Origin of the sequence: Streptomyces rubradiris, assembly GCF_016860525.1 — a bacterium.
Lineage (GTDB): Bacteria > Actinomycetota > Actinomycetes > Streptomycetales > Streptomycetaceae > Streptomyces > Streptomyces rubradiris.
On the sequence record NZ_BNEA01000015.1, the window covers coordinates 3,888,654 to 3,915,609 of the forward strand.

The 26,956-nt window shown below is 71.9% G+C and carries 24 protein-coding genes and 3 pseudogenes; 12 read left to right on the forward strand and 15 right to left on the reverse strand.

All coding sequences use genetic code 11. The annotated features are described in order from the left end of the window. Positions 1-984 (reverse strand): 2,3-diaminopropionate biosynthesis protein SbnA, encoded by a 984-nt coding sequence (gene sbnA, locus Srubr_RS30415; protein ID WP_189995274.1) that lies wholly within the window; start codon positions 982-984, stop codon positions 1-3. A 196-nt stretch (positions 985-1,180) separates the two neighbouring features. Between sbnA and Srubr_RS30420 the strand changes: the two genes are divergently transcribed. The 5 genes from Srubr_RS30420 to Srubr_RS30440 all read left to right on the forward strand — a co-directional run bounded on the left by Srubr_RS30420 (position 1,181) and on the right by Srubr_RS30440 (position 8,327). Beyond that, on the forward strand, positions 1,181-2,992 hold the full coding sequence (locus Srubr_RS30420; RefSeq protein ID WP_189995272.1) for an acyl-CoA dehydrogenase family protein: 1,812 nt from the start codon (positions 1,181-1,183) through the stop codon (positions 2,990-2,992). Beyond that, on the forward strand, positions 2,989-4,704 hold the full coding sequence (locus Srubr_RS30425; protein ID WP_189995270.1) for an acyl-CoA dehydrogenase: 1,716 nt from the start codon (positions 2,989-2,991) through the stop codon (positions 4,702-4,704). The genes Srubr_RS30420 and Srubr_RS30425 overlap by 4 nt, the downstream gene beginning before the upstream one ends. A 118-nt stretch (positions 4,705-4,822) precedes the next feature. Then, the gene (locus Srubr_RS30430) at positions 4,823-5,128 is read left to right on the forward strand and encodes an acyl carrier protein (RefSeq protein ID WP_189995268.1); all 306 of its coding nucleotides are present in this window, start codon (positions 4,823-4,825) and stop codon (positions 5,126-5,128) included. Then, positions 5,128-6,516, forward strand: a complete 1,389-nt coding sequence (locus Srubr_RS30435; RefSeq protein WP_189995266.1) for a condensation domain-containing protein — start codon at positions 5,128-5,130, stop codon at positions 6,514-6,516. The genes Srubr_RS30430 and Srubr_RS30435 overlap by 1 nt, the downstream gene beginning before the upstream one ends. A 47-nt stretch (positions 6,517-6,563) precedes the next feature. After that, complete coding sequence (locus Srubr_RS30440; protein WP_189995264.1) at positions 6,564-8,327, forward strand: fatty acyl-AMP ligase; 1,764 nt, start codon at positions 6,564-6,566, stop codon at positions 8,325-8,327. A 94-nt stretch (positions 8,328-8,421) separates the two neighbouring features. Here Srubr_RS30440 and Srubr_RS30445 read toward each other — a convergent pair whose 3' ends face one another. After that, complete coding sequence (locus tag Srubr_RS30445) at positions 8,422-9,729, reverse strand: DUF1015 family protein (protein WP_189995261.1); 1,308 nt, start codon at positions 9,727-9,729, stop codon at positions 8,422-8,424. A 385-nt stretch (positions 9,730-10,114) separates the two neighbouring features. Continuing rightward, positions 10,115-10,927, reverse strand: a complete 813-nt coding sequence (locus Srubr_RS30450) for an FtsX-like permease family protein (protein WP_308445535.1) — start codon at positions 10,925-10,927, stop codon at positions 10,115-10,117. Between Srubr_RS30450 and Srubr_RS41090 the strand changes: the two are divergent. Continuing rightward, positions 10,905-11,009: pseudogene (locus Srubr_RS41090) on the forward strand (DNA-binding response regulator); the annotation flags it as partial. The gene Srubr_RS30450 and the pseudogene Srubr_RS41090 sit on opposite strands and share 23 nt — an antisense overlap. Positions 11,010-11,573: 564 nt before the next feature. Here the strand turns inward: Srubr_RS41090 and Srubr_RS30455 are convergent. From Srubr_RS30455 to Srubr_RS42135, 7 genes and pseudogenes are all read right to left on the reverse strand, one after another. Further along, positions 11,574-12,017, reverse strand: a complete 444-nt coding sequence (locus tag Srubr_RS30455) for a DUF7144 family membrane protein (RefSeq protein ID WP_189995257.1) — start codon at positions 12,015-12,017, stop codon at positions 11,574-11,576. Between the two features lie 145 nt (positions 12,018-12,162). Further along, complete coding sequence (locus Srubr_RS30460; protein WP_189995255.1) at positions 12,163-12,789, reverse strand: hypothetical protein; 627 nt, start codon at positions 12,787-12,789, stop codon at positions 12,163-12,165. Positions 12,790-13,024: 235 nt separating this feature from the next. Continuing rightward, positions 13,025-13,507, reverse strand: a complete 483-nt coding sequence (locus Srubr_RS30465) for a DUF6114 domain-containing protein (RefSeq protein WP_189995252.1) — start codon at positions 13,505-13,507, stop codon at positions 13,025-13,027. Between the two features lie 73 nt (positions 13,508-13,580). Further along, positions 13,581-14,204, reverse strand: coding sequence for a DUF6230 family protein (locus tag Srubr_RS30470; RefSeq protein ID WP_189995250.1), 624 nt, complete (start codon positions 14,202-14,204; stop codon positions 13,581-13,583). Positions 14,205-14,404: 200 nt separating this feature from the next. Further along, a complete protein-coding gene (locus Srubr_RS30475; RefSeq protein WP_189995248.1) occupies positions 14,405-15,004 on the reverse strand; it encodes a SulP family inorganic anion transporter in 600 nt (199 codons plus the stop codon). A 15-nt stretch (positions 15,005-15,019) separates the two neighbouring features. Further along, positions 15,020-16,922: pseudogene (locus Srubr_RS30480) on the reverse strand (alkyl/aryl-sulfatase). 178 nt (positions 16,923-17,100) lie between these two features. Beyond that, positions 17,101-17,324 (reverse strand): annotated as a pseudogene (locus Srubr_RS42135) (hypothetical protein). 200 nt (positions 17,325-17,524) lie between these two features. Between Srubr_RS42135 and Srubr_RS30485 the strand changes: the two are divergent. The 3 genes from Srubr_RS30485 to Srubr_RS30495 all read left to right on the forward strand — a co-directional run bounded on the left by Srubr_RS30485 (position 17,525) and on the right by Srubr_RS30495 (position 19,804). Further along, positions 17,525-17,878, forward strand: coding sequence for a hypothetical protein (locus Srubr_RS30485; RefSeq protein ID WP_189995246.1), 354 nt, complete (start codon positions 17,525-17,527; stop codon positions 17,876-17,878). Positions 17,879-18,069: 191 nt separating this feature from the next. After that, positions 18,070-18,915, forward strand: a complete 846-nt coding sequence (locus tag Srubr_RS30490) for an RNA polymerase sigma factor SigF (protein ID WP_189995244.1) — start codon at positions 18,070-18,072, stop codon at positions 18,913-18,915. 385 nt (positions 18,916-19,300) lie between these two features. Then, a complete protein-coding gene (locus Srubr_RS30495) occupies positions 19,301-19,804 on the forward strand; it encodes a MarR family winged helix-turn-helix transcriptional regulator (RefSeq protein ID WP_189995242.1) in 504 nt (167 codons plus the stop codon). Positions 19,805-20,000: 196 nt separating this feature from the next. Here the strand turns inward: Srubr_RS30495 and Srubr_RS30500 are convergent, their stop codons facing one another. From Srubr_RS30500 to Srubr_RS30515, 4 genes are all read right to left on the reverse strand, one after another. Then, entirely contained in the window at positions 20,001-20,447 is a 447-nt protein-coding gene (locus tag Srubr_RS30500; protein ID WP_189995240.1) for an anti-sigma regulatory factor, read from the reverse strand. After that, positions 20,447-20,773, reverse strand: a complete 327-nt coding sequence (locus Srubr_RS30505; protein ID WP_189995238.1) for a hypothetical protein — start codon at positions 20,771-20,773, stop codon at positions 20,447-20,449. The genes Srubr_RS30500 and Srubr_RS30505 overlap by 1 nt, the downstream gene beginning before the upstream one ends. A 326-nt stretch (positions 20,774-21,099) precedes the next feature. After that, positions 21,100-21,996, reverse strand: a complete 897-nt coding sequence (locus Srubr_RS30510; RefSeq protein WP_189995354.1) for an STAS domain-containing protein — start codon at positions 21,994-21,996, stop codon at positions 21,100-21,102. 130 nt (positions 21,997-22,126) lie between these two features. After that, on the reverse strand, positions 22,127-23,299 hold the full coding sequence (locus Srubr_RS30515; protein ID WP_189995236.1) for a PP2C family protein-serine/threonine phosphatase: 1,173 nt from the start codon (positions 23,297-23,299) through the stop codon (positions 22,127-22,129). Positions 23,300-23,501: 202 nt separating this feature from the next. Between Srubr_RS30515 and Srubr_RS30520 the strand changes: the two genes are divergently transcribed. Then, positions 23,502-23,936: a MarR family transcriptional regulator gene (locus tag Srubr_RS30520; protein ID WP_189995235.1), complete on the forward strand. Its 435-nt coding sequence runs from the start codon at positions 23,502-23,504 to the stop codon at positions 23,934-23,936. Between the two features lie 327 nt (positions 23,937-24,263). Here Srubr_RS30520 and Srubr_RS30525 read toward each other — a convergent pair whose 3' ends face one another. Continuing rightward, positions 24,264-24,476 carry a hypothetical protein gene (locus Srubr_RS30525; RefSeq protein ID WP_189995233.1) on the reverse strand — a complete coding sequence of 71 codons (213 nt, stop codon included), beginning with the start codon at positions 24,474-24,476 and terminating at the stop codon, positions 24,264-24,266. A 570-nt stretch (positions 24,477-25,046) separates the two neighbouring features. Here Srubr_RS30525 and Srubr_RS30530 point away from each other — a divergent pair. After that, positions 25,047-25,250, forward strand: a complete 204-nt coding sequence (locus tag Srubr_RS30530; protein ID WP_184905941.1) for a cold-shock protein — start codon at positions 25,047-25,049, stop codon at positions 25,248-25,250. A gap of 179 nt (positions 25,251-25,429) precedes the next feature. Next, positions 25,430-26,929: a DEAD/DEAH box helicase gene (locus Srubr_RS30535; protein ID WP_189995231.1), complete on the forward strand. Its 1,500-nt coding sequence runs from the start codon at positions 25,430-25,432 to the stop codon at positions 26,927-26,929. The last annotated feature ends 27 nt before the right edge of the window (positions 26,930-26,956 follow it).

Below are 26,956 nucleotides of genomic sequence, written 5' to 3' on the forward strand. Positions count from 1 at the left end.
TCAGTCCTTCCACAGGTGCGAGACCTCACCGAAGTGTTCGCGCACCCAGTCGTCGGAATAGACGGTGCCGAGATAGCGGTCACCGCCGTCGGGGAATATCAGTGCACTGACCGAGCCGGGCGGAATACGCGGAAGCATCCGCTCCGCCGCGGCGAGCGTCGCCCCGGAGGACCCGCCGGCGAGGATCGCCTCGCGGGCCACGAGGCGGCGGCAGGCCACCACGCAGTCGAGGTCGGAGACGTGCACGACCTCGTCGGCCGCGTCCGGGTCCATCAGGGCCGGCACGACGGAGGCCCCGTGCCCCGGGATCAGCCGCCGGGTGGGCAGCTGGCCGAAGATGGCGCTGCCCTGGGCGTCGACCGCCACGACCTTGGTGCGCAGCCCCTCCCTGCGGAGGTGCTCGGCGCAGCCGCGCAGCGTGCCGAAGGTGCTCACGGAGCAGAAGAGGTAGTCGAGCCGCCCGTCGAGCGCCTCCACGATCTCCCGCATGGTCCGCTCGTGAGCCTGCGGGTTGGACAGGTTCGCGTACTGGTTCGGGGAGTAGGCGTGCGGGATGCTCGCCACGAGCTCGCGCACCCTGCGCAGCCGCACCGGCAGGAACTCGCCGGTCTCGGGGTCCCGCTCGTCGACCACCTGCACCTCGGCCCCGTAGGCCCGGATGATGGCCAGGTTCTGCTCCGTGGTCTTGGCGTCGACCACACAGATGAACCGCAGATCGAAGTACCGGCAGATCTGCGCGAGCCCGACCGCCAGGTTCCCCGAGCTCGATTCCACGACCACGGAACGCCCCGGCGTGATCTCGCCGTTGCGCAGCGCCTCAAGAAGCATGCTGAGGCCGCTTCGGTCCTTGATGCTGCCACCTGGGTTGAACCGCTCGATCTTGGCGAAGAATTGTGAGGGTTCCCTGGGAAACATCTTCTCCAGTTTCACCAGAGGTGTCTCGCCGATCGTCCCCAGAATCCCCGAATCAAATGTTTTCGGCATGGATTCCCTCTCACCTGTTAGGCGTGCAGTGGAGACACTAGTTCGCCTTTGGAGGAGGTGACGGGTTCGGTGCTGGCAGCCAGATGCAGGCGCAGCTTCCTGACACGGAGATCCTGCGACAGCGCTCCTTGCGGTGGCCAGACTGGGGCCATTCAGAAATCCCGGAGTGCTCACATTCTCAGATTCAGGTGGAGTCGTGACGGAACCTCAACTCGCACCCCCGCGGCGGTACGCGCCGTACGACCGGGCCGGCCGCTTCGACCGCTCACTCGGCCACCCTTCCCGCAGGGACCTGCCGTTCTTCGCGGCCCGGCTGCGTGAACTCGATGCCGCCGAGGCGTTCCCCACGGACGCCGTCGCCCGGCTCGACGCGCTCGGCCTGCCCGCGCACTACGTGCCGGCCCAGCACGGCGGCACACTCGACAGCTACGAGGAACTGCTCCAGTTGGTACGAGTGGTGGCCCGCCGCGATCTCACCGTGGCGATCGCGCACACCAAGACGTATCTGGGCGCAGTGAGCACCTGGGTGGGCGGATCCGCCGGACAGGCCAAGGAGCTGGGCGACCGCGTCAGGTCCGGCGCCGTCGTCTCCTGGGGTCTGACCGAGCGCTCCCACGGCAGCGATCTGCTCTCCGGCGAGCTGACCGCCACCCCCGTGGCGGGCGGCTACCGACTGGACGGCGAGAAGTGGCTGATCAACAACGCCACCCGGAGCGATCTGGTCTGTGTGCTCGCTCGCACCTCTCCCACGGGCGGCACGCGCGGCTACAGCCTGCTGCTCGCCGACAAGTCCCGCTTGGAGAACGGCAGTTACACCTGCCTCCCGGCGGCCCGGACGCACGGTATCCGGGGCGCCGACATCAGCGGCATCGCCTTCGACGGCGCCGTGGTGCCCGCCTCCGCGCTGATCGGCGAGGAGGGCGAGGGCATCGAGACCGTCCTGCGCAGCCTGCAGATCACGCGGACGATCTGCGCGGCGCTCTCGCTCGGCGCCGGCGATCGCGCGCTGCGGATCGCCACCGGGTTCGGCCTGGAGCACCGCCTCTACGGCAAGCGGCTGATCGACCTGCCGCAGGCCCACCGGGCGCTGACCGAGGCCTACGCCGACCTGCTCGCCATGGAGGCGGTCACGCTGGTCGCCTCGCGGGGGGTGCACACCCTGACCGAGGAGATGAGCGTCTCGTCCGCCGCCGTGAAGTACCTGGTGCCCACCACTGTCGACGACCTGATCTCCGCCATGGGCCAGTTCCTGGGCGCCCGTTCCTTCCTCAGCGAGGAGTTCGAGCACGGCCTGTTCGCCAAGCTGGAGCGCGACCATCGGATCGTCGGCATCTTCGACGGCAACACTCTGGTCAACCTGAACGCCCTGATCAACCAGTTCGCCACCCTCGCCCGCGGTTACCGCGCGGGGCGCACCGACGCCGACGGCCTGGCCGCCGCCGCCGCGCTCGACGCACCCACTCCCGCCTTCGATCCGGCCCGGCTGCTGCTGACCTCCCGCACGGGCAACAGCGTCGCGGCGTCCCTGCCCCGGAGCGTGGTGGAACTGCGCGAACTGGTGAAGGCGGGCGAGGCGCCCGAGTCCCTGCTCACCGTCGCCGAGCACCTGCTGCGCATCAGCGACACCACGCACGAGCGGATGGCAGCCCACCGGCCGAGCCCGCGTGACGTGCCCGCCACCGCCTTCGATCTGGCCCACCGGTACACCCTGTGCTCCGCGGCCGCGGCCTGCCTCCAGGTGTGGCTGCTCAACCGGAACACCGTCGCCGCCGACACCAGCGCGACCGCGGGCCTGTGGCAGGACGGCCTGTGGGCCGAGGCCACGCTGACCCGGCTCGCCGAACGCCTGACGCCCGGGGCGCTGCCCGAGGACGGAGCCGACGGCTCGGCGGTGCTCGACCGGCTCATGCCGCTACTGATCGACCAGTACGACAGCGGCGAGATGTTCTCCCTGCTGCCCTTCCCGCTCGCCGAGGCGACCGACTCCGCCGCCCAGGAGGCGTCATGACCGACCCGAACGCCGTCCCCGGCGGCCCCGACGTCCTGGAAAGAGCCCTCGGCGACGCCCACGATCCGGACAACCCGCTGGGCTACGAGGCCGTTCTCGCCGCCGACGAACGGGCCGAGATCCTGCCCGCCGGCGAAGCGGCCCTGGACGCCTACGGGTTCAACGCGGAGTACGTGCCCCGGAGGCTCGGCGGACGCCTGGGCCGGATCGACCGCCTGATGCGCATGATGCGTACCGTCTCCCGCCGCGACCCGACCCTGGCCCTCGGCCACGGCTTCACCAACTACATCTCCGGGTCCGCCATGTGGACCGCGGGCAGCGACGTCCAGCAGAAGCGGATGGCGGACATCCTGCTGTCCGGCGGCAAGACCGCGGCGGGCTACAACGAGCTGCCGCACGGCAACGACTTCACCCGCACCGACCTCGCCGCGACGCCCTCGGCCGACGGCAGGCACTACCTGATCAACGGCCGCAAGCAGATCGTGAACAACCTGGGCCGGGCCGACGCCGTCGTCCTGCTCGCCCGGACGGGCGCGGGCCCCGGAAACCGCAGTCACTCCCACCTGTGGGTGGACCTCACGCAGGCCCCCGCCGACCGGCTGCACAGGGACTACCGCTTCCCCACCGTCGGACTGCGCGGCTGCCTCATCGGCGGCGCCGACTTCACCGACCTCGAGGTTCCGGCGGATGCCCTCGTCGGCCCCGTGGGCAGCGCCATGGAGACCGTCCTGCGCGCCTTCCAGACCACCCGCGCCGTACTGCCCGGCATGATGGTCGGCACCGCCGACACCCAGCTGCGCACCGTCACCCGTTTCGCCCTCGACCGCGCCCTGTACGGCCGCAGCGTCGCCGACCTGCCGCATGCCAGGGCCACGCTGGTCGGCGCCTTCCTCGACCTGCTCGCCGGGGACTGCATGGCGACCGTGGCGTGCCGCGCCCTGCACGTCCTGCCGGGCCAGACCAGCGTGATCACCGCGGTCAACAAGTACATCGTGCCCAAGGTCCTGCACAGGTCGTCGCACACTCTGGGCACCCTGCTCGGCGCCAACTCGTACTGGCGCGACGGCCGCTACGGTGTCTTCCAGAAGTTCTTCCGCGACCTGCCCGCCATCACCTTCGCGCACGCCAACGCGGCCGTCTGCCAGGCCACGACACTGCCGCAGCTGCCTCGCCTGGCCGCCACCAGCTGGGGTACCGCCGAGGTGCCGCCCGCCGTCCTTTTCGACCTGTCGGCGTCGCTCGACGACATCGACTACCAGGCCCTCGAACTCACCTCGCGCGGCGCCGACCAGCTCACCGCGCTGCTCCACACCCGCGCCGGTGGCACGGCGCTGCCCCCGGCGGCGGCCCGGATCACCGCCCTGCTCCACGCCGACCTGGACGACCTCGGCCGGCGCTGCCGCCGGCTGCCGCCGAGCGAGCACTCGGTGGTCGCGGGCCGCTCCGGATTCGCCCTGGCCGACCGCTACGCACACCTGTCGATGGCCGCCGCGTGCATCGGCGTGTGGCAGCACAACCAGGACGGCGTCGACGACTTCCTGCGCGACGACGCCTGGCTGACCGGCGCCCTCACCCGGATCGCCGCGCGCCTGGGCCACGACGTGGGCGCCCTGCCCGAAGCCGTGGAGCAGCGACTGTTCGCCGAACTGACCGCGAGAGAGGAAGACCGTGCCGGCTTCGACCTCGACCGTTCGCGGCTCGCGCGGGGCTGACCGCGGGGCCGGCCGCACCGGCCGCCGTGCTCCCGCCCACCCCGACCCCTATCCGTATCCGGACCAGAAGCCCTACCCCACCAATTTCCACACCCTTCACATCACCAGGAGCCTCCTCATGGCCACACCCGCCACCACCCCCGAGAACACCACCTCCGAGAACGGCGGCGCCGGCACCGCCGACGTCGAGACGATCCGCACCTGGCTGACCGAGCGCGTCGCCTACTTCCTCGACGCCCGTCCGCAGGACATCGCCGCGGACGACCTGCTGGTCGAGATCGGGCTCGACTCCGTGTACGCCTTGACCCTGTGCGGCGACGTGGAGGACGAGTTCGGCATCCTCGTCGAGGCCACCCTGGCCTGGGACCACCCCACGATCGACGCGCTCACCGCCCACATCCACTCCGAACTCGCCGCTCGGTGATGGCCCGGGAGCGAGCCCTTTCCATCGGGCAGGAAGCGCTCTGGTTCCTGTACCGGATGGCGCCCGACAGCCCCGCCTACAACGTCCAGGCCGCCCTCCGGGTCCGCGGCGCGCTCGACGAGGCGCGGCTGCGGCGGGCGCTGCGCGCGGTCGTCGAGCGACACGACGTGCTGCGCTCCACGTTCACCGAGACCGCGGCGGGACCGCAGCGCGTGATCGGCCTCCCGGACCTGGTCCCCCTCCAGGTCCGGGAGGTTCCCGGAGTCACCGACACCGAACTGCTGGAGAAGCACGTCAAAGCGTTCGGGGACACCCCGTTCGACCTGACCGAGGAGGGCACGTGCCGTGCCCTCCTGCTGCGCATCGCCGCCGACGACCATGTGATCGTCGTCTCCGCCCACCACATCGTCACCGACGCCACCTCCCAGTGGCTGCTGCTCCAGGACCTGCTCGACGCCTACGCGACCGGCTCCGCGCCGCCACCCCTCACTCGCGACTACGACGACTACGTACAGGGCGAACAGGAACTGCTCGCAGGCCCGCGACGGGAACGACTGGCGGCGTTCTGGGAAGAGTTCTGCGCCGGCGCCACCGCCGCCGAACTGCCGGCCGACCGGCCGCGGGCCCCACGTCCGCCGGCCGTCTTCAACGGCGCCACCTGCGAGGCCCGGATACCCGACGAGCTGGTGCCGCGGCTGCGCGAGGCCGCCAGACGGGCGGGGGTGACCCCGTTCGCGCTGACGCTCGGCGTCTTCCAGGCGCTCGTGCACCGCTACAGCGGACGCCGCGACTTCCTCATCGGCTGCCCGACGACCACCCGCAGCGGTCCCGGGATGCGCGAGGTCGTCGGATACCTCGTCAACACACTCGTTCTGCCCGCGCACTTCACCGAGACGACCACGTACGGCCAGGCCGCGCACACGGCGCAGCGCCAGGTGCTGCGGGCCATGAAGCACATCGGCTATCCGTACGCCCTCCTCGCCGGCGAGGAGCCGTACAGCAGCCGGAACCCACCCGTGCGGATGGTCTTCACGATGGTGGCACCCGGCCGACTCGAACCCCTCCTGATGCAGGTCACGGAGGCCGCCGCGCGCGGCACGGACACCGAGTACGCGGGCCTGCGCATCGAGCTGATCGACGTTCCCCAGCTGGAGGGCCAGTTCGACATCAACGTCGAGATGCGGCAGAGCGCGTCCTCGCTCACCGCGGTGTTCCGCTACGCCACCGACCTGTTCGACGAGTCCACCGTCCGCCGGCTGCTCGACTCCTACGTGCGGCTGCTCCACGAGGCGATCGAAAACCCGGACGCGCCGGTGGCGGGCGCCGCCCTGGTCGAGGCGGACGACCTGGACGACCTGCTGGCCCTGGGCGAGGCCACCGACTGGTGACCGTTCCCGCCGACCCACATCCGCTTCCTGCTACCCCTGGGGATTCCATGCTCACGGACGACCACACACTCCTGCAGGCCCGCAGCGCCACGGCCCGCATCCGTACCAACGCCCATGACACCCCCGACGATCCGGCCGTCATCTTCGTCCGCGACCCCGACTCGGCGGAGGGGGCCGAGACATGGTCGTACGCCAGACTCGACCACGAGGCCCGCAAGATAGCCGGCTGGCTCCAGGAGAGGTACGCGCCCGGCGACCGGGTGCTGCTTCTGTACCCGGAGAGTCTGCAGTTCGCCGCCGCGTTCGTCGGCTGCCTCTACGCGGGCATGGTCGCCGTGCCCTCCTCGCTGCCCGGCCAGTACAGCCACCAGCGCCGCCGCGTGGACTCCATCGTCGAGAACGCGGCCGTCGCGGTCGTCCTCACCTCCGAGGCCGTCGCCGCGAGCGTCCTGGACTGGGCGACGTCCGACCCGGGACGGGGGATCACCTGCGCCGTCACCGACGGCCCCGGATTCACCGACGCGCACGCCGGGGCCTGGCAGGTGCCCGACGTGTCCCAGGACACCCTCGCCCTGCTCCAGTACACCTCCGGCTCCACCTCGGACCCGAAGGGAGTGATGGTCCACCACGGCAACCTGCTGCACAATTCGGCGGCCCTCAGCTCGGCGTTCGGACTGGACCGCAGGACCCGCTTCGGCTCCTGGATCCCGCAGTACCACGACATGGGGCTGCTCGCGATCCTGCTGCCTCCGCTGCTGCTCGGCGGCTCCTGCGTCCTGATGAGCCCGACGACCTTCCTGAAGCGGCCGCACTGGTGGCTGCGGATGATCGACAAGTACCAGGTCAACTGGTCGGCCGCGCCCAACTTCGCGTACGAGCTGTGTGCCCGGCAGATCACCGACGAGCAGCTCGCCGACCTCGACCTGTCGTGCTGGCGGTTCGCGGCCAACGGGTCGGAGCCCGTGCAGGCCTCCACCCTCACCGCGTTCGCCAAGCGCTTCGCCCCGGCCGGCTTCCGCAGTGACACCATGGCGCCCTGCTACGGCATGGCCGAGGCGACCGTGTTCATCTCGGGCACCGGGCCGCGCGAACTGGCCGTCACCCGGGTCGACGAGAGCCTCCTGGAACAGCACGAGTTCCGGCCGGTCGCCGAGGACCGGCCCGGCCGCTCCATCGTCAGCTGCGGCAAGGCCGAGGAGTACACGGTGCGGATCGTCGACCCGGCCACCCGCGAGGCCCTGCCCGCGGGCCGGATCGGCGAGATCTGGCTGCGGGGCCCCAGCGTCGCCCAGGGCTACTGGGGCCGCGAGGACGCCACCCGCGCGACGTTCGGTGTCAGCACGCTCGCCGGGGACAGCGGGTACGTCCGCACCGGCGACCTCGGCACACTCCATCACAACGAGATCTATGTCACCGGCCGGCTCAAGGAGATGCTGATCCTGCGCGGGCGCAACATCTACCCGCAGGACGTGGAGCACGCGATGCGCCGTCTGCACCCGGAGCTGGTGGGTCTGTTCGGCGCCGCGTTCGCCGTACCGGTGACCGGAGCCGACGGCACCGTCGAGGAGCAGCTCGTGGTCGTGCACGAGGTGCGCGGCTCGGTCGGCACCGACGAACTGCCGCGCCTGGCCGCGCGGATCAGGGGCGGTATCGCCCGTGACTTCAGCGTCAAGCCGGCCGCCGTGGCCCTGGTCAGGCGCGGGGCTGTGCTGCGCACGACCAGCGGCAAGATCCAACGCGCGGCGATGCGCGCGCAGTACCTGGACGGCGCCCTGGAGAGCCGCCACCTGGACGGCCCGCGGGCCGCCTGACGCGAGCGCGCGAAGGGGAGGGCGCCTGGTGGCAAGGCGCCCTCCCCTGGTGCGTCACGGCGTCAGTGCGTCACGGCGTCAGTGCGTCACGGCGTCACCGCCGGGGCAGCTCGTCGAGACCGCGCATGACGAGACCGGCGGCGGGCTTGGGCCCGAACGACGTCGACTTGCGGGGCAACCGCACACCCACGCCGGCGAGCTCCCGTACGGTCCGCTCCCCGACCGGCCGCATCAGCACGGCCGTGCCGCCCTCCCGCCGCGCCTGTTCGACGGCCTCCGCCGCGTCATGGACGTAGCCGATCTCGTCGGGCACGTCGGGCACGCCCCACACATGGTCGAGCAGGGTGCGGTGCAGCACGGTGGCGTCCAACTCGCGCCAGGCCGCGGGCCGGTCGCTCGGCACGGTCCGCTCAAGCAGTGCCGGGTCGGGGCGGTCCAGGAGATGGAACTCCCTGGCCGCTCCCCCCGCCAGCACCAGCGCGTTCCCTCCGCTCTCCGCGGGCTCGGCGGCGGCCGCCATCACGGCCGACAGGTCCCCCGCCACCGCTCTCACCCGGAACGCCCCCTCGACAGCGGCGAGGGCCCGCGCCACGGGAAGGCGCCGGAGCACGCGATGGATGGCCCGCACCCGGAAGGGATACCGCTTCGTGTCCACCAGGAGCGCGAGACCGAAGTCCCAGCTCCCTTCCGCCTCCGCCCGGTCCCCCGACCTCATCTCGTCCCGCACCCGCAGGTACGTGGCCCACCGGTGATGCCCGTCCAGGATCATCGCTTGCCGGATCCGGAGTTCGGCGTCCACCCGGGCCAGTTCCGCCGGGTCCGTCACGGCCCAGAGCCGGTGCCGCACACCGTCCTCCATGACCGCGGTCACGAGCGGCGGCCGCCGCACGGCCCGCTCGATGACGCCCCCGGCACCGTCCGGCCCCTCGTCCCCCTGGTAGGCGAGCAACATCGGCTCCAGTTGCACGGCGGTGGCCCTCAGCACGGCCGCCCGGTCCGCCACCACGTGCTCGAACACGTCCTCGTGCGGCAGCACCACATCCTCCCCCTGACGCGGCAGCCGCAGCGCACCGACGATCCCGCACTGCGCGAACCCGTCCCCCCGCTGCTCGCAGACGTACAGCGCGGGCACGGGATCGGCAGCGATGACCCCCTCCGCCAGCCAGTGGGTCAGGGTCCGCCTGGCGTACGCGGTGCGGTCGGCGGAGGTCCGCCCGCGCGGCAGGACCAGCCGCACGATGTGGAACGGATCGCCGGGCTCCGCGTCCGGCACGCCGTCTGCGGTGACCGCGGCGAGCGCACCGACACGTCCGGCCCGCTCGGGCACGTAGCGCAGCCCACGAAACGGACGAAGCTGAAGCCCACCCCGCACGGGCGGCGGCGCAGGGACCGTGATTTCCATGCCCGCAGCGTAGGAATCCCCGCTTTCACCTCGATTTCCCCGAAGATCCCGGTGCCGGCGTCCACTGCGGCACGTCGCCCCTTCGACGGGGTCGAGGTCGGGCGCGTAGGACGGCAGATAACAGATGGCCGGCCGCCTTGAGTCCCTCGGCGCTGACGGGCTACCAGGAACGGAACCGGTACGAGTTCACGTGGAACGGGGCGCCGGCCGGCCTGGACCGGCAGTGACCGGGCGTCGACCGGGAGCCCCAGGAACGGCGCGGTCGTCATCACGCCTGACCGGATTGCCGTCGCCAACCACCTGGGCGAACTGCTCGGCCCGGCCCCGCGGCCACACCACCGCTGCTCTCGGCGGCGGGTTTCCGCGGGCCGAGCGGACGGTCTGCTCATGCCCGCCGCATGCGCCTCAGGGCACCGCGGGCCGGGAGGACGGTGGCCATCGTGCCGAGCAGCAGGCAGCTCGTCACCACGGCCGTGAGCCAGGGCCAGGCCAGTGACGACTCCACTGGCAGGCCCAGTTCTTCGCGAAGGCCGTGCACCGTGCCGAACAGGGCCGGTGCGGCCGCCGCCAGGCCCAGGGCCGCGCCCAGGGTGACGACACAGCACGTCTCGGCAACAAGAGCCAGCAGCACCTGGGGGGGCGTCGCACCGGACAGGCGCAGTACGCGGAAGTCACGCACCCGGCCCGCGGTGGCCGTCAGCAAGGTGGAGGCGACGGCGATCACCGTGTAGCCCGCCGATACGGCGACGAGCATCAGGGTGAAGATCCACACCAGCCGGTCCTCCTCGGCATCGTCCGAGGCCGCGTACGCCTCCACGGAGACCTCGTCGGCGCGGAGCCCGGCCAGGAGGCGTGTCGGGGTGGGGGCGGGGGTGGTGCGGTAGGCGACGTCCGCCAGTGCTGACGGGTCGTGGTCGCGTACCAAGTCGCGCGGGAGGAAGACCTGGTACGGCATCGAGTCGTCCACCACGGCCGTCACACGCGACCTCCGCGTACGGCCGTCCTCGAAGGTGAGTGGGGCGGCACGGCCCTTCCGCCAGCCGTGCGCGTCCGCCACTGCCGCCGTGACGACGATCGTGTCGCCGCGGGGCGCGGGCACGGCGTAGACCTGCGCGAAACCGGACGCCACCCCGGCCGCGGACAGGGCCGCTTCGCCGTCACCGCCGTACACCGTCGTCGCCAAGCGCATCGCGAGCATCCTCCTGAAGCTCGAACTCCGGCCGGCCGCCCCCGACGACCACCGTCGCGTCCTGGCGGTGCTGGCCTATCTGCGAGCCTGAGCCCACCTGCCGGGCACGGGCCTGCGACAGCGGCGCCGCCTGGGGCTTCCACTCGTTCGGGTACGGTCGACCGCCCTCCCTTTCGGCGCTTGCGTGCCGACCGGTGATCCGCCTGGACGGCGTCCCCTCCCGGATGCCCTGCGCTCGCCGGAAAAGGGCAGTTCGTATGACAACGGCAGACGGAAGGCCGATCGCGTCGGTCACCGATGCGACACTGGCCGACATCGCCAGTAACGGCATCTGGCGCGGCGCGGGCCTCGACCTCAACCCGTCGGTGCTCGCCGTCGCCCGTACGTTGCCCACGGCCGTCCAGGGCACCGCCCCGGCCGGCACGCTCGGCAGAGGAAGCCGTGCTGGAACTGCCGCTCGGCTGAACGACACCCGGCGTGTACGGGCTGATCCAGACCTGCCGGAACCGAACCGCCCGTACACGTCCAGGGCCCGGGTGGCCGAGCGGCAGGGCGCTCGCCGTGCCGAGCACCCCGCTCCCAGCTCGCAGGCGATCACGGACACGGCTGGGACGTGCCCGGACGGTCGCGGTGGCGGACCGGCGTGGCCGGAGTGTCAGCGCCGGGTGGGCTCCGGCTGGTGGGTGGCGAGGGCCCAGATCACGAACACGTCGATGGCCATGACGATGATCGACCACAACGGCTGGTACGGCAGGAACAGGAACTGCGCGATCAGGCTCAGCGACGCCAGTGCGATGCCGACGGGGCGGGCCCAGGAGGCGCGGGAGAGGATGCCCCAGCCCGTGATGGCGGCGATGATGCCGAGGATCAGCAGGATCCAGCCCCAGCCGGTGAGGTTGATCTTGTAAACGTAGTCGCCGATGCGGGCGTAGACGTCGTCCTTGGCGATCGCGGAGATGCCCTGGAAGATCGCCAGAATGCCGTTGACGAGCAGCAGGACGCCGGCGAAGGTGGCGCCGCCGGTGGCCAAGGCGCTGTGTCCGGTGGGGGGCGGGCCGTAACCGCCGGACGGCGCTCCCGGGTGAGGCTGTGCGGACATGGTCGCACTCCGTTCTCCCGTGGCGGGCGACGACCAGGCGGCCCGCCTCACGTGCTTCGACCTTCCGCTCCCCAGCGGCTCGCGGCCACGAGGGCTGAGCCGTTCGGGTGAGATGGCCTCGTGCCGGCCGGGAGCCGTTGGGGGGCTACGAATCCAGGCGCAGCCCTGTGAAGGCCAGGTTGCCCCCGTACTGGGCGAGGGGGGTGACCGTGGCGTCGGCGAAGGTGATCGTGCGGGCGGGGCCGGCGGGGGTCAGCCAGGCGGGAACGGCGTCCGGAGTGATGGTGACGGGCCGGTTCCCCGGGAGCGGCGTGCCACCGAGGGCCGTGACCGTGCCGGACAACGCGCTGACGTAGAGGGTCACCACGCCCTTGCCACCGTCCCCCTTGAGCGTCGATGTGGTCGTGGGCCCGGTCCGCAGCCGGATCGCCGCGTCTCCCTTCCCCGCCGTGAGGCCGAGGCCGAGGGCCTCCAGCGACCGGACGGTGAACTTCAGTGCCCGCCGGGCTCCGGCCGCGGTGGACACGGTGACCGTGCCGTGGAAGGTGACGGCGCGCAGGACGAGCCGGTCGGCGTGCAGGGTCCAGGGGGTGCGCGCGGGTCGCGCCGGTGGTCGGTCGAGCGGTGCGGCGGAGCGCCGGGGCGGGGGTGTCGTGGTTGCTCGCGGGGTGCCCCGGGGCGCCCGGGTGGCGGGCGTAGGTGTTGCCGCGGGGCCGGAGGTCGTGGGCGTGGGGCTGGTGGAGTGGTGTGGGGTGGTGCCGGGAGACGGCATACCGGACTGGGGTGTCGGCGCGCCGGACTGGGGTGGCGGTGTGGTGTGCGGCGGGGTCGGTGACGTGTTCTCGTCTGCCGTGGGACTCGCTGTGGCACTGGGGGCGGAGGGTGGGCTCGTCGTCCAGGGGGTGGGGAAGTGCAGGGCCAAGGGGAGGGTGGCGGCGGCCAGTGCGCAGAGGGCGGGTTGGGACGTGCGGGGACGTGGTCGCGTCCCGGTGGGAGGCGTGGAGTGGTCAGTCGCCACGTTGGCTGTCTCCGGTGGGGAGGGGTGCGGACCCGGCGGCGGTCGGTGCCGGTGGTGGTTCGGCGGGCTCGGGCGGCGCCCAGGAGCAGGCCAGGCAGCCGCCGACCAGGCCCGCGGCCAGACCGAGGAAGAGACCGCCGAAGTTCGCGACGGGAAAGGAGATGAGGGCGAGCAGGAGGGTGCCGAGCCCGGCGAACACCCGCTGGTGGGGGCGGTACCAGAGGGCGAGGCCCAGGGCGATGAGCAGGACGCCGATGAGCAGGGAGCCGCTGCCGGAGGTGGTGGCGAGGGCCAGGGGCACCCCGTCCATGTCCAGGTTCGCGTACGGCCAGTACAGGATGGGAACGCCGGCCGTCATGGTGAACAGGCCCGCCCAGAAGGGGCGTTCTCCTCGCCAGGTGCCGAACCTGCGCCGGGCGTCCGCGGCTTTGCCGCGCGGCAGGAGGGGGCTGCCGGGGATGTGGTTGAGCACGTGTCGTCCTGATCAGCGGTGTGGCGTACGACCGGGATTCCGGAGGGGTGCGGGCGGGCCTTCTTCGCGGTGGTCAGCCGCAGTCGTGGTGGCCTTCTTCGATCCGCACGCGCATCCCGGGGATGTTGAAGGTCCCGGCGGAGATGGCGGCCGCGGTGATCTGGACGTCGGTCATGCGGACCGAGTCGGCCTGCTGTCCGAAGCCGCTGGGGTCGAAGAAGCGCGAGCTCCTGTCGTCCGGGTTGATCGGACCCTTGCTGATCTCGCCCTGCGCGATGCCGATGTCGATGTCCTCGAAGTCCGCCTGGCCGGCGGCTTCGAAGGTCGCGTCGAGGAACATGTGCGACGCCTCGGCCGGGCGTTCCTGCCCGCCGGTGAGTTTCAGCGTGTACGTTCCCAGTCCCGGGATGTCGATCGGTACGGACTGGCACAGATCGTCGATCGTCACGTGCTGGGTGCCGGTGACCAGCACGGGTACGTGTTCGCCGTCCTTGGAGACGTCCACCATGCCGTAGATGCTGATCCCGCGGGCGGTCATCGTGCCCGCGGTGACCTGGAACCGCTGGCCGGAGACCAGGAACGAGGCGGCCAGCGCCCCCTGCGCCATGGCGATGCCGAGGGCCGCGCCGAGCGCGACGCTGGGGACCATGAGCACCGCGAAGCGCCGCCAACGGGTCCGGCCGGCGTGCTGCGACATCCCGTCTCCTTGAGTCGTAGAGGGACCAGCCCATAAGCATGCAAAGCGGATATTCGGTGCGGTCCGGTGACGGATTCTAGGCTTCCGGTCATGACGACCGGCCGCACATCCGCGCCGCCGTACGGGTGGTGGCCGTCCTGCCGGGTCCCGCGGATGGCGGACGGAACCGGGCTCCCGGGTTGCGGGAGGCCCGGGTTGGGTCATGTCGGCGGGTCGGGTGGTGTCCGGAGGCCGGCCGTGCCGTCCGTCGCCTCGCCCGACCGCGCAGCGATCCATGAGCGCGCGTCGGCCAGGGCCCGGTCCAGGGGTTCGAAGACGGCCCCCGCCGCCGGGACGATCCCGCCCGGTCCCAGGTCCCGGTCGACACCGGTCATGCGCAGGATGCGGGCGAGGCCCGGGGTGACGCCCGCGAGGATCAGCCGGCCGCCCTGCCGGTCCAGTTCCCGGGCGTGGCGGCGGATGACCTTGGCCATGGTGGCGGAGGGTACGTCCGGTGCTCCGCGCACCACGAGGATCAGTACGGCGCCGTGGGCGTCGTCGGCGCGTGGGAGGGCCTGCTCGATGCGGGGCAGTTCGGCGAAGAAGCTCGTACCGGCGTAGTAGAGGACGGTGACGTCACCGGGCGGCAGCCGGTCCGGGGGGTCGGACAGGTGCCAGCGGCCCTCCGGATCGCGGGTGAGCGCCAGGAACCGGGCCTGGCGGGCGGCCTGCGCGCAGTACAGCAGCAGGGAGAGGATCGCGCCGAGCACGATGGCCTGCTGGAGGGGCAGTTGGGTCGTGGCCAGGAAGGTCAGCGCCATCGCCGCCGAGCCGGTTCACGGTGTGACGATGGCGAAGTCCGGGTCGGGAGTGACGAGATGACCGAGCAGGTCGGTCAGCCGGCCGATATCCCCGGTGACCGTGACGGTGTCCCGGGCCGCCAGTTCCTCCGGGGTGAGAGTGCCGAGCAGGACGGCCCGCAGGTCGCCCTCGGTGAGGGTGATCTCGGTGTCCGGTTCGGTCGCGTCCGGGCTCGCGCCCCTGACATGGATGAGGACGCCGTTGCGCAGCCGCTGGGTGACCGGCTCGCCGCCGGTCACGTTCCAGCGCACGGTGATGTCCGCGTCCCAGCTGCGCGGACCGTCCACCCGGAAGGCGAGGGAGTCGAACAACTGCTCCAGGGACAGGGCCGCCAGCACGTCGGGCGAGGCGGTGCCCGTCGGTGTGCCGACCGAGCCGTGGCGCAGCTCCAGCGCGCCCATGAGGTAGAAGTTCCGCCAGGTGCCGTTCTCGCTGCCGTATCCGAGCTGTTCCAGCGCGTCGGCCTGAAGCGCGCGGGCGTCGGCGTTGTCCGGGTCGGCGAAGACGAACGTGGTTGACGACCTGGGCCACCCAGCGGAAGTCCCCGGCGGCGAAGGACTGCTGGGCCCGGCGCAGCACTTCGTCGGCGCCGCCCATGAACTCCACGTACCGTTTCGCGGACTCCACCGGCGGGTGCTCCCACAGGTGTGCCGGGTTGCCGTCGAACCAGCCCAGGTAACGCTGGTAGATCGCCTTGGTGTTGTGGCTGACCGAGCCGTAGTAGCCGTGGGTGTGCCAGGCCCGCTCCAGGGCGGGAGGCAGCCTCATCTCCTCGGCGATCTCCGGGCCGGTCAGCCCCTGGTTGAGCATGCGTACGGTCTGGTCGTGGAGGTAGGCGTACAGGTCGCGCTGCTCGCTCAGGAACGTCAGCACGCGGTCGCGGCCCCAGGTCGGCCAGTGGTGCGAGGCGAACGCCACGTCGCTCGATCCCACGAACAGGGCGATGGCCTCGGCGAGGTAACGCGCCCACACGCGCGGGTCGCGGACCTCCGCACCCCGCAGGGTCAGCAGATTGTGCAGGTTGTGGGTGGCGTTCTCCGCCATGCACAGCGCCGCGTGGTCGGGGAAGTGGATGTTCAGTTCCGCGGGCGCCTCGGTGCCCGGGGTGAGCTGGAAGACCATGCGGATGCCGTCGACGGTATCCGTCTGCCCGGTGCGGGTGATGTCCGCCGTCGGCGGGATCAGGCCGACCGCGCCGGTGGACGTGGTCTGCCCGAGGCCCGCGCCGATCTGCCCGCGCCCGCCCTTCGGCAGGGCGGCGCCGTACATGTAGGCGGCGCGCCGGCCCATCGCCGTACCGGCGTAGACGTTCTCGCTGACCGCGTGCTCCAGGAAGCCCTGCGGGGCGAACACCGGCACGCCGCCGGCGATGTCCTCGTCCGTGACGACGCCCCGGACACCGCCGAAGTGGTCGGCGTGGCTGTGGGTGTACAGCACGGCGCTCACCGGGCGCTCGCCCCGGTGGGAACGGTAGAGGGCCAGGCCCGCCGCCGCGGTCTCGGCGCACAGCAGCGGGTCGATGACCAGGATGCCGCGCTCCCCCTCCACGATCGTCATGTTGGACAGGTCGAAGCCGCGTACTTGGTAGATGCCCTCGGTCACCTCGAACAATCCGTGGTCGGAGCACAGCCGGCTCTGCCGCCACAGGCTCGGATTGGCCGTCTCCGGGCAGTCCTGGTCGAGGAACCCGTACGCGCCCAGGTCCCACACCGCGCGCCCGTCGCGGTCCTGGATCACGCTCTCCCCCGCCGTGCCCAGGAAACCGCGCCGCGCGTCCTCAAGATCCCGCGTGTCGTCGAAGGCGAACCGCTCCCGCACGGCCGCGTTGGCCTCCGCGACCTGCCGCTCGGCCGGCTTGGCATCGGTGGTCTGCGTCATGTCGATCCCCTCGCGGGCTACGTGGGAGGGCCGGCGACACGGGCGGTCGCGGCCGTAACCACACCCTCACCCGGCCTGTACGCCGGCACGACCGGGCGTACTCCGCATGGGGGAACGGGGGGCGGCGGCCACGGGCCGTGTCAGTACACAGTGGGACTGACAGGCGTCACCCGCGCATTCATGCTCCGGTCTGCGGCCGGGAGCCGTCGACACGTAGTCCGATGCAAAGCAGCCCCCATGAACCAGGGAGACGGCGCGCGATGAAGTGGACGAGAGCGTCCAGTTCCTCACCTTCGGCGTCACCTCGCCGGTTGCCCGATCAATGCGATCGATGGCTGCCCTGAGTTCGGCAACGCCCTCCTCCAGCGATCCCGCGTCCGCCTCTTCAGGGGACTCGGCGATGCCGGACCAGTCATCGCAGGTGGTGCCTGATCAGCCCCTGCAGATCGACAAGCCACTGGCGCAAGGGAACGCCGGTCGGAGGACCCGGGGAGATGACCGACCCTCCCCAGCCCCTTTCGGGGGACAAAGCGCCTAACCCGCCCCTGCCTGGGCATCGCTGGGACTGAACCACTACCGGGTACCAGACAGAAGGAAGATCCGTGTCTCTTCGTACCGTCACCGCGGCCGTCGGTGCCGCCTGCAGTGCCTTCGTCCTGCTGCTGACCGCTCCGGGTGCGGCCTCCGCGGCGACCGGCCAGTTCCGCTACACCTACACCACCGACGAGGGGTACGACGCCGTCGGCTTCCTGAACAACCCCGCCAGCCGCCAGTGCGTCAACCTCCCGACGTCCGGCGCCGGTTCCGGCACGGTGTCGCGGGCGCCGAAGAACCTCACGAACTCCACCGCCACCGTCTTCCTCGACGCCGACTGCGAGGGCGACACCTACTACACCCTGCGGCCTGGCGCGGGGGCGTCCGAGCGCCTGCTGTTGCGCTCCGTCGTCTTCTCCTGAGCAGCCCCGGGGGCGACTGAGGCCTCACGTTCGGTTCGCAGGGGGGGCGGGCGACCGTCGGCCGGGCGGTCGCCCGGCCGTCCGGTGGTGATCCGGAGCGATGGGGGGACATGAGGTGGTTGTTATCGGGTAGGCGCGCCCGTGAGGGCCTGCTCACCGGGGGCGGGCGTGGATGGCAGGGAGGGCCTGGGATGACGACGGCACTCGTCGGGACGGCGACCGGCTCCATCACGGAGCTGCCGGAGATCGCGGATCCGCAGAAGATCGCACCCCAGGACGCCCGCGAGCTGACCAGGACGTTCCTGGACCGGCTCGCCGTGCTGGAGGAGGGCACGCCCGAGTACCAGTACGCGCGCAACACGCTCATCGAGATGAACATGTCGCTGGTGCGCTTCGCCGCCCGCCGGTTCCGCAACAGCGGCCAGGACATGGAGGACGTCGTCCAGGTCGGCACGATCGGCCTGATCAAGGCGATCGACCGGTTCGAGATCTCCCGTGACGTGCAGTTCACCAGCTTCGCGGTGCCGTACATCGTCGGTGAGATCAAGCGGTTCTTCCGTGACACCTCCTGGTCGGTCCACGTGCCGCGGCGACTTCAGGAGGCCCGTACCGAACTCGCCAAGGCCAGCGAGGAGTTGCGCAGCCGGCTGGGGCGGGCGCCCAAGGTCTCGGAGCTGGCCGCCCTGATGAACCTCACGGAGGAGCAGGTCGTGGAGGTCCAGATCGCGGCGAACGGCTACAACTCCGCCTCCCTCGACGCCGCGATCACCGGCGACGCCGACGAGGGCGAGGCGGCCCTGTCCGAGTTCATCGGCGAGGAGGACACCGCGCTGGAACTCGTCGAGGACTTCCACGCCCTCGCCCCGCTCGTCGCCGGGCTGGACGAGCGGGAGCGGCGGATCCTGCACCTGAGGTTCGTGGAGGAGCGGACCCAGGCGGAGATCGGCAAGGAGCTGGGCGTCTCGCAGATGCACGTCTCCCGGCTCATCTCCCGCATCGTGGCACGCCTGCGCTCGGGGATGCTCGCCACCGGGTGAGCCCGCCGCCGCACCACTGCGTGCGCGGGCGTACGACCGTCGCGGACAACTCGCGCCGTCCTGTCGGACCACTGCGCTGAAGCGGCCCGCTCCGAATCGGACTTGATGGGCCTGAGAAGCCGCCGGCCGTACGGAGCGAGCCACGGGCTCCCCGTCCGCGCGGCCGGGCGATCCTCAGCGGCACCCGGGGTGGCCGGCACGCGTCACGTCCGCCGCTTTCGCGTACCACCGCCCCTGGCCGCCACGCCTCGGCACGCACCGCCGGCGTCCCGTCCCCGTCCCTGCGATGCCCCACCGGAGGTGGTTGTACGGCGGCTCGCCGGGTACCGCGTGTGAATAAGGGTGGTATCGGCATGGGCAGGCCATTACTGAAAGCGATGTATTCGTGACTCGTCTCGGCGGCATCGGGGACGACCGGCCGAACGGACCGGGGGAGGATCTCCTGGCCGTCGCGCGGGAGATCGCCGATGCCGTGGACAGTCTGGCGAACCTGTGGGCGGTGGCCGCCCAGGGCGCGAGTCTGCGGCTGTCGCCGCACCAGTTGCGGGCCCTGCGCATCCTGGAGGCCGAGCCGGGACTCAATCTCACCGCGCTGGCGGAGGGCATGGAGATAGGTCCGCCGACCGCCAGCCGGCTGTGCGACCGGCTGGAGGCGGCGGGCCTGCTGGAGCGGCTGCTGCATCCGCACAAGCGGCGTGAGGTGCAGCTCGTCCTCACGGGGCGCGGCCGGCAGGTGCTGAGCGAGGTGGCCGAGCGCAGATCACAGGCGCTCGCCGCGGTCCTCGCCGGCATGGACCCCGCCGCGCGGGAGGCGTTGAGGCGGGGCATGCGGGCCTTCCTGACCGCTCAAGGCGGTACGGGTGCGGGGAGCGACGGGCCGCTCCCCTGACCGTGGTGCCCGTGACCGGCCGGGGGGCCTCGCCGCGGTCCGCGCCACGACACCGGTGTGGCCGTGCGCGTACTTCCTCGGTGCGCCGGACGAGGCCGGTCGCCGCCGTCGGCGAACGGCTCCGTGGCGGCGCGGACGTCACGGACCGGCCCTGGTGACCCCAGGCCCCCTGGAACGCGGATGTCCCGGACCGCGCTCAGGGCGCTCCGGTACGGGGTGACGGCACACCGGAGACCCAGTCGGTGATCGTGACGGTGGTGCCCCGGCCGGGGCGGCTGTCGAGGGCGAATTCCTGGACGAGCCGTCTGGCGCCGCTCAGGCCCAGGCCGAGGCCGTCGCCGGAGGTGTAGCCGTCGGTCATCGCCAGGTCGATGTCGTGGATGCCGGGGCCGGCGTCCACGAAGGACAGCCGCAGGCCGCGCCGGGCGCCGCACTCCCCGAGCCGGGTGATCTCCATGTGACCGCCGCCGCCGTGGACCAGGGTGTTGCGGGCGAGTTCGCTGACGGCGGTCACCAGCTTCGTCTGTTGTACGAGCCTGAAACCGAGGTCGGCCGCGATCCGGCGCACGTGCCGGCGCACTTGGGCCAGGTCCGCGTCCGAGCCGATCGGCAGGTGGGTGGCCGAGGCGGGTGGGGCATGCATCACGCACCCTCTTCCGGGTGAGCGGGTGGTATGGCCGAGGGGCCGCGGTCCGGGAGGGACATGGGTCTGACGATGTCCGGTGCCGTGTCCGGGCCGCCGCCGGGCAGGACGGGGTCCGGCCCGGGCGGGGCGCCGGGCAGGGTGCGGCCCGGCCCGGGCGGGGCGCCGGGGAGGAGGCGGCCCGGCCCGGACACGGCGCCGGTCACGGCCGCGCGCGTTGCCGCCCGAACGGCACGGGTGGCCGACGGACACGCGGTGGCGGCGGTCCCGGCCAGGGCACGGCCGGTGAGGGAGTCGGCGATCTCGGCCAGGACGCGACCGGACATGGAGTCGATGGTCCCGGCCAGGACGCGACCGCGGAAGGGGCCAACGGTCCCGGCCAGGACCCGATCCGGGGAGGGGCCAACGGTCCCGGCCAGGACCCGATCCGGGAAGGAGCCGGCGGTCTCCGCCGCGCAGACGCCGGTCGCCGCACTGCCCACGGGCGCCGGTCCCGCGGTGGCGCCACCGGCGATGCCGTGCCCAGCGACGCCGCAGGGAAGGTGTTCGGCCGCCCCGTCGTGTGGTTCCCCCCGCGGAGTGAGCAGCAGGGCCTCGCCCAACCGCGGCACCCGCACCTGTGCCGGGCCCTGACGGTCGGCGGACAGGCCGGTCACCGTGCGCCCGCGCCCGCGCCCACGGGTGGGGAGAGGACGATGCCCTGCCGGGTCAGCGCGTACGCCAGGGCGTCGGCGAGGCCGGACCGGGTGATGATCGTCCCGAGGTCGATGCCGAGGTGGACGATGGTCTGCGCGATGGCCGGGCGAATGCCGGAGACGATGCACTCCGCGCCCATCAGCCGGGCCGCGGCGACCGTCCTCATCAGGTGCTGGGCCACGAGCGTGTCGACGGTCGGCACGCCCGTGATGTCGAGGATGGCGTACCGGGCCCGCTGGTCCACGATCGCCTCCAGCAGCGACTCCATCACCACCTGGCTGCGCGCGCTGTCCAGGGTGCCGATCAGCGGTACGGCGACGACGCTCTCCCACAGCTCGATGACGGGGGTGGCCACCTCCAGCAGGTGCTGCCGCTGCCGCTCGATCAGTTCCGCGCCGGCGCCAACGGTGGTCTCCATGACCACCAGCCGGAGCGTGCCCATCAGGACCGTCAGCGCCAGCGCGCACGCGTGCGCGTGCTCGTCGGCGGCGTCCTCGAACTCGGCGCGCAGCAGTGCGAGGGCCGGTTCGCGCAGGCCGGCCACCTCGCCCGCGATCCGGGACGGGCTCAGTCCCGCCCGGGAGCGGGCGGCGGCCATGCGGCCGAGCTGTTCCCTGACGGCCGCGAAGCCCGGGGCGCCGGTGTCCTCGACATGCCCGGTGCGGGCCACCTCGGCCAGGGCGTCCAGCACGGCCTTGCACGCCTCGACCGCCTCGTCCCGGGAGACGGTGAAGACCGTGCGGAACAGCGCGGTGTCCGCCCACCGCTGGGCGATCTGCTCGCGGCGCCGTTCCATGAAGGCGCCCAGCTCCCGCGCCACCTCGGGTGTCGTGTCGTACTCCGCCACCTTCATCGTCTCCCTGCTGTGCGGTCCCCGACCGGCCGAGGCGAGCCATACGACAATTATTGCCACGCGGCAAGCATTAGGGGGAGGGGGTACGGAGGCCAACACGCGATCGTCACATTCGGGCGGCCCCCGCCGCTCACGTACCGGCCGGCCTGCCGTGCCAGTCCAGGCACACGACCAGCGCGTCGTCGTCGGGTACGGGTTTTCCGCGGTGGCCGGTCAGCTCCCGCAGGATCGCGCGCGGCACCTCCGCGGCGGGCAGCAGCCGGGTGGAGTGGATGGCCCTGGACAGGGCCGCGTCCCCGTACGCCTCCCCCTTCGGCGAGGCCACGGCGTGCACCCCGTCGCTGACGAAGACGAGCCGGTCACCGGGCCGGACCTCGAAGTCCTGGGCCACGTAGTCGGTCTCCTCGAACATGCCCAACGGCAACTGCGCGTCGAAGGTGACGTGCTCCACGGTGCCCTCCCGCAGCCGCAGCAGCCGGGGCGAGCCCGCGTCCACGACCCTGGCCCGGCCGGTCGCCAGGTCGAAGTCGAACATCAGCACGGACAGATAGCACCGGCCCCGGTAATGGGCGTAGACGGCCTGGTCCGCGAGCGCCGCCTGGTCGGCGATGGAGATGCCGGCGCGCCGGGCGTTGCGCAGCGCGTTGATGGCCAGGTTCGTCAGCAGCGACGCCTCTATGCCCTCGCCCATGCCGTTGGTGACGTACAGCATCAGGTGGTCGGCGGTGGCGGACCAGTCGAAGTTGTCGCCGAAGATGGCGTACGCGGGCTCCAGTTGCGCCCCCAGCTCGTACTCGGGGCGGGAGCAGGAACGGCCGGGCAGCAACTGCCACTGCATCTCGGCGGCCAGCGTGAGCCGGTCCTTGCGGCGCGCCCGCAGATACAGGTCGGTGTCGCGCTCGGCCACGATCACCTCGTGCGCCAGCACCTCGGCGATGTCGGCCAGTTCCGCCTCGTAGCGGCGGACGGCCTCGCCGCCGGGCAGGGTCACGGACAGCACCCCGAGCCGGTCGCCGCGCACGCTGACCGGGAGGTGCAGCCGTGCCCGCCCGTCGTACCCGTCCTCGCAGTACGGCCGCTGGGAACCGAAGGCGCGGCCGGCCGGGCTGTTGTGCACCGGCACCTGCTCCAGGGTGTGCGGCGGGACCGACACCGGCTGGAGCACGGTCAGGCCGTAGTCGGCCAGGAACAGCTCGACGTCCTCCGCGCCGTACTGCTCCACCAGTACGGCACGGGTGGCGTCGAGCAACGCGTGGGGAGCCGCCGTGCGCAGGGCGCGTTCAGCGGCCACGAATCTGTTCATAAGGGAGTAATCACCATTCTTTCGCCGGACAACGTACGTGCCTCATCCCGCGAGGCCGGTCCCTCCCGCGAGCCTTGTCGGGCCCCTCCGGTCGCCTGGGGCCGGCGCCCGTGCCTAGTACGCTGAGAGGCGCCCCAGTGCCTGCGAGAGTGTGACCGTGACTGCCTTCCGCCGCCGCCCAGAGCCCGATGAGGTCGCGCGTGTGACCACCACGGCCGTCGAGCTGCTGGAAGTCGTGTGGGGCCGCGCCTCGACCGCGCCCACCTCCGCGTCCCAACTGCGCGTGCTGCACGTCCTGGAGCACCACGACGGCATCAACCTGCGCACGCTCGCCGAGTCCCTGGCGTCCACCCCGCCGTCCACCAGCAGGCTGTGCGACCGGCTGCAGGCCGCCGGTTTCGTGGAGCGGGTGGCGAGCCCGGAGGACAGGCGCGAGGTGCGCCTGCACCTCAGCGGCCGCGGCCGCGCCTTCCTCGCCGATCTGCGGTCCCGCAGGGAGGGGGAGTTGCGGAAGGTGCTGGCGGATATGCCCGCCGCCAAGCGGATCGCGCTGCTGGAGGGGCTGGAGGCGTTCTGCGCCACGGCGGCGACGCAGATACTCGACGACGCCCCGGACTCGGGCACCCGGACCGCCTGAACCACCGTTCGCGGCACCGGCGCCACCGTTGCCTCTCGGCGATGGCGGCCGGCGCACGGAGCGACCTTCCTCCACCGGAGCATTCCAGGTCCTTCCCCGCGCACGTCCGACACGGCTACTTTGTTGCCTCACGGCTATTGTTGTCAAACGGCAACAGTGCGTCTGACAGCCCTTTCCACGAACCGGATACCCCGTGACGGCCTGTTCTGCCGGTGGTTGTGCGCCATGTCTCCGAAAGGGGGGTACGGCGCATGTCCGGAGCCATCGCGGGAAACCGCGAGGCGCCACGCGGGCCGGCGTTCCGGTTCCTTCCGGTGCCGGGCGGCTTCAGGCGGCGTCGGACGACCGCCGGTCGGTGCGCGCTTGGGTGCCGGCCGCCTGCCCGCCGCCCCGGATCAGGCGCAGGTGCCGGGCGGCGCTGTGCCGGGCGGGGAGACGACGTGGTGGCTGCGGCGGACGCGTCAGCCAGTCCTCGACCCGGTCCATGCCGTACAGCAGCAGTCCCACGACCGGCAGCAACAGGCACGCGACGATGGCCATGCTCGGGCTCCTTCCCGGCAGACAGCCCTGGACGGGTGCCCCTACGGGAAGCAGTTACGGGGAGCTCGTGTGAACATGCTGTGCCCTTGCGGACGGGCCGGGACCCCCGAGGGCCGGTAGCGGGCACGCGGGTACGCGGGCCAGGCGCGCCGGGCGTGATGGGCGGTTGCCGCCGCCTCCACCGCCCCGAACGCCGCATGTGCGCTTCGTCTCCTTCACGAGTCCCGGGGGCCCGTCGGGGTTCCGTCCGCCAGTGACGGCAGGGGGCCGCGTACGGGCCCGTCGCAGGAGGTCACAGCGCTGTGGGCGGAAGCGGCCGGGGGTAATACGGCGCCACTGCGCACCAATATCTGTACCGACAACGTAAGAAATCAACGCGGCGCGCGATAAATATTCCCACGACCACAGGCGGGACGGAATTACGTACAACGCATGACCTGCGTCGACGTGCTAGTGTCGTCATCAGTTGCAGGTGTGGTTGCCAGAAGGTTTTTCCGACGGTTGATCATCACGGCGACACGGAATGCGCACAGGGCGTATTCCCGACACCGTCTCCGAAGGAGAAACAAAATGGCTACTGGCACCGTGAAGTGGTTCAACGCGGAAAAGGGCTTCGGCTTCATCGAGCAGGACGGCGGCGGCGCCGACGTCTTCGCCCACTACTCGAACATCGCCACCCAGGGCTTCCGCGAGCTGCTGGAAGGCCAGAAGGTGTCCTTCGACATCGCGCAGGGCCAGAAGGGCCCGACGGCCGAGAACATCATTCCCGCCTGACCCGCGGGACTGACGCATACATCACAGCTGGGGCCCGCACCTTGGGGTGCGGGCCCCGGCTCGCTTTATTACCAGGGTGATTCGACCCTGTCATTTTCGGCCCGTTCTCGCGATTCTCTGCGCCGCTCGTACTGCCGCGGAAATTCCTTGATACGCGCCCGCATCGAGGAAGGTTCCGCATGAACCGCACCCGTACCACTCGCACCCGCACCACCGGCACCAGCCGCGGCTACGACCGCTTCGGCGGAAGTGGCACCGCCGGCCGCTCCGGCGGTCCGCGCCGCTCCGGCGGTAACGCCGACCGACGGCCCGCGCAGGGCGAGTTCGCGCCGCCGAAGACGGTCACACCGGCGCTGCCCGCCGTCGAGACGTTCGCCGATCTCGCCATGCCGGCGCCGCTGCTGGCCACGCTCGCCAAGGAAGGCGTGACCGTACCGTTCCCGATCCAGGCGGCGACCCTGCCGAACTCCCTGGCCGGCCGTGACGTACTCGGTCGTGGCCGTACCGGGTCGGGCAAGACCCTCGCCTTCGGCCTGGCGGCGCTGGCCCGTACGGCGGGCCGGCGTGCCGAGCCGCGCCGGCCGCTGGCCCTGGTCCTCGTCCCCACCCGGGAACTGGCCCAGCAGGTCACCGACGCGCTCGCGCCCTACGCCCGCTCCGTGAGCCTGCGGCTCGCCACCGTCGTCGGCGGGATGTCCATCGGCAGGCAGGCCGGTGCGCTGCGGACCGGCGCGGAGGTCGTCGTCGCGACGCCCGGCCGGCTCAAGGATCTCATCGACCGGGGCGACTGCCGGCTGGACGACGTCGCCGTGACCGTCCTCGACGAGGCCGACCAGATGACCGACATGGGCTTCATGCCCCAGGTCACCGCCCTGCTCGACCAGGTGCGCCCGGACGGCCAGCGGCTGTTGTTCTCGGCCACCCTGGACCGCAACGTCGATCTGCTCGTCCGCCGCTACCTGACCGACCCGGTGGTGCACTCCGTCGACCCGTCGGCCGGTGCCGTCACCACGATGGAGCACCACGTACTCCACGTGCACGAGACGGACAAGCACCGCACCACCACGGAGATCGCGGCCCGGGACGGCCGGGTGATCATGTTCCTGGACACCAAGCACGCGGTGGACCGGCTGACCAAGCACCTGCTGAACAGCGGTGTCCGCGCCGCGGCCCTGCACGGTGGCCGATCCCAGCCGCAGCGCACCCGCACCCTGGCGCAGTTCAAGGACGGTCACGTCACCGTCCTGGTGGCCACCAACGTCGCGGCCCGCGGCATCCACGTCGACAGCCTCGACCTGGTCGTCAACGTGGACCCGCCCAGCGACCACAAGGACTACCTGCACCGCGGCGGCCGTACGGCCCGCGCCGGGGAGTCCGGCAGCGTCGTCACCCTGGTGACCCCCGGCCAGCGTCGCGGCATGACCCGGCTGATGGCCTCGGCCGGCATCACCCCGCGGATCACCCCGGTCCGATCGGGCGAGGCGGAGCTGACCCGCATCACCGGCGCCCAGGCGCCCTCCGGTATCCCGGTGGTCATCACCGCGCCGGTCGTGGAACGCCCCCGCCGCGCCTCGTCGCCGTCCCGGAACCGTAGGGGCGGCAGCGGCCAGGGCCGGCCCGCCGGCGCGGGAACGCGCCGCAGGGCGCAGCGGCGGCCCGGCAACGACTCGGCCGCCTAGCCCGGCGGGTTCCGGGAAGACCCTCGG

Coding starts and splice junctions, on each gene's coding strand:
- Srubr_RS30440 (WP_189995264.1), top strand. CDS start 6,564: ATGCTCACGGACGACCACACACTCCTGCAGGCCCGCAGCGCCACGGCC.
- Srubr_RS30460 (WP_189995255.1), bottom strand. CDS start 12,789: ATGCCGTCTCCCGGCACCACCCCACACCACTCCACCAGCCCCACGCCC.
- Srubr_RS30525 (WP_189995233.1), bottom strand. CDS start 24,476: ATGGCCATCGTCGCGTGCCTGTTGCTGCCGGTCGTGGGACTGCTGCTG.
- Srubr_RS30430 (WP_189995268.1), top strand. CDS start 4,823: ATGGCCACACCCGCCACCACCCCCGAGAACACCACCTCCGAGAACGGC.
- Srubr_RS30455 (WP_189995257.1), bottom strand. CDS start 12,017: ATGTCCGCACAGCCTCACCCGGGAGCGCCGTCCGGCGGTTACGGCCCG.
- Srubr_RS30505 (WP_189995238.1), bottom strand. CDS start 20,773: ATGTCCGGTCGCGTCCTGGCCGAGATCGCCGACTCCCTCACCGGCCGT.
- Srubr_RS30445 (WP_189995261.1), bottom strand. CDS start 9,729: ATGGAAATCACGGTCCCTGCGCCGCCGCCCGTGCGGGGTGGGCTTCAG.
- sbnA (WP_189995274.1), bottom strand. CDS start 984: ATGCCGAAAACATTTGATTCGGGGATTCTGGGGACGATCGGCGAGACA.
- Srubr_RS30515 (WP_189995236.1), bottom strand. CDS start 23,299: ATGAACAGATTCGTGGCCGCTGAACGCGCCCTGCGCACGGCGGCTCCC.
- Srubr_RS30530 (WP_184905941.1), top strand. CDS start 25,047: ATGGCTACTGGCACCGTGAAGTGGTTCAACGCGGAAAAGGGCTTCGGC.
- Srubr_RS30425 (WP_189995270.1), top strand. CDS start 2,989: ATGACCGACCCGAACGCCGTCCCCGGCGGCCCCGACGTCCTGGAAAGA.
- Srubr_RS30500 (WP_189995240.1), bottom strand. CDS start 20,447: ATGCATGCCCCACCCGCCTCGGCCACCCACCTGCCGATCGGCTCGGAC.
- Srubr_RS30535 (WP_189995231.1), top strand. CDS start 25,430: ATGAACCGCACCCGTACCACTCGCACCCGCACCACCGGCACCAGCCGC.
- Srubr_RS30510 (WP_189995354.1), bottom strand. CDS start 21,996: ATGAAGGTGGCGGAGTACGACACGACACCCGAGGTGGCGCGGGAGCTG.
- Srubr_RS30450 (WP_308445535.1), bottom strand. CDS start 10,927: ATGCTCGCGATGCGCTTGGCGACGACGGTGTACGGCGGTGACGGCGAA.
- Srubr_RS30475 (WP_189995248.1), bottom strand. CDS start 15,004: ATGGCGCTGACCTTCCTGGCCACGACCCAACTGCCCCTCCAGCAGGCC.
- Srubr_RS30470 (WP_189995250.1), bottom strand. CDS start 14,204: ATGTCGCAGCACGCCGGCCGGACCCGTTGGCGGCGCTTCGCGGTGCTC.
- Srubr_RS30490 (WP_189995244.1), top strand. CDS start 18,070: ATGACGACGGCACTCGTCGGGACGGCGACCGGCTCCATCACGGAGCTG.
- Srubr_RS30435 (WP_189995266.1), top strand. CDS start 5,128: ATGGCCCGGGAGCGAGCCCTTTCCATCGGGCAGGAAGCGCTCTGGTTC.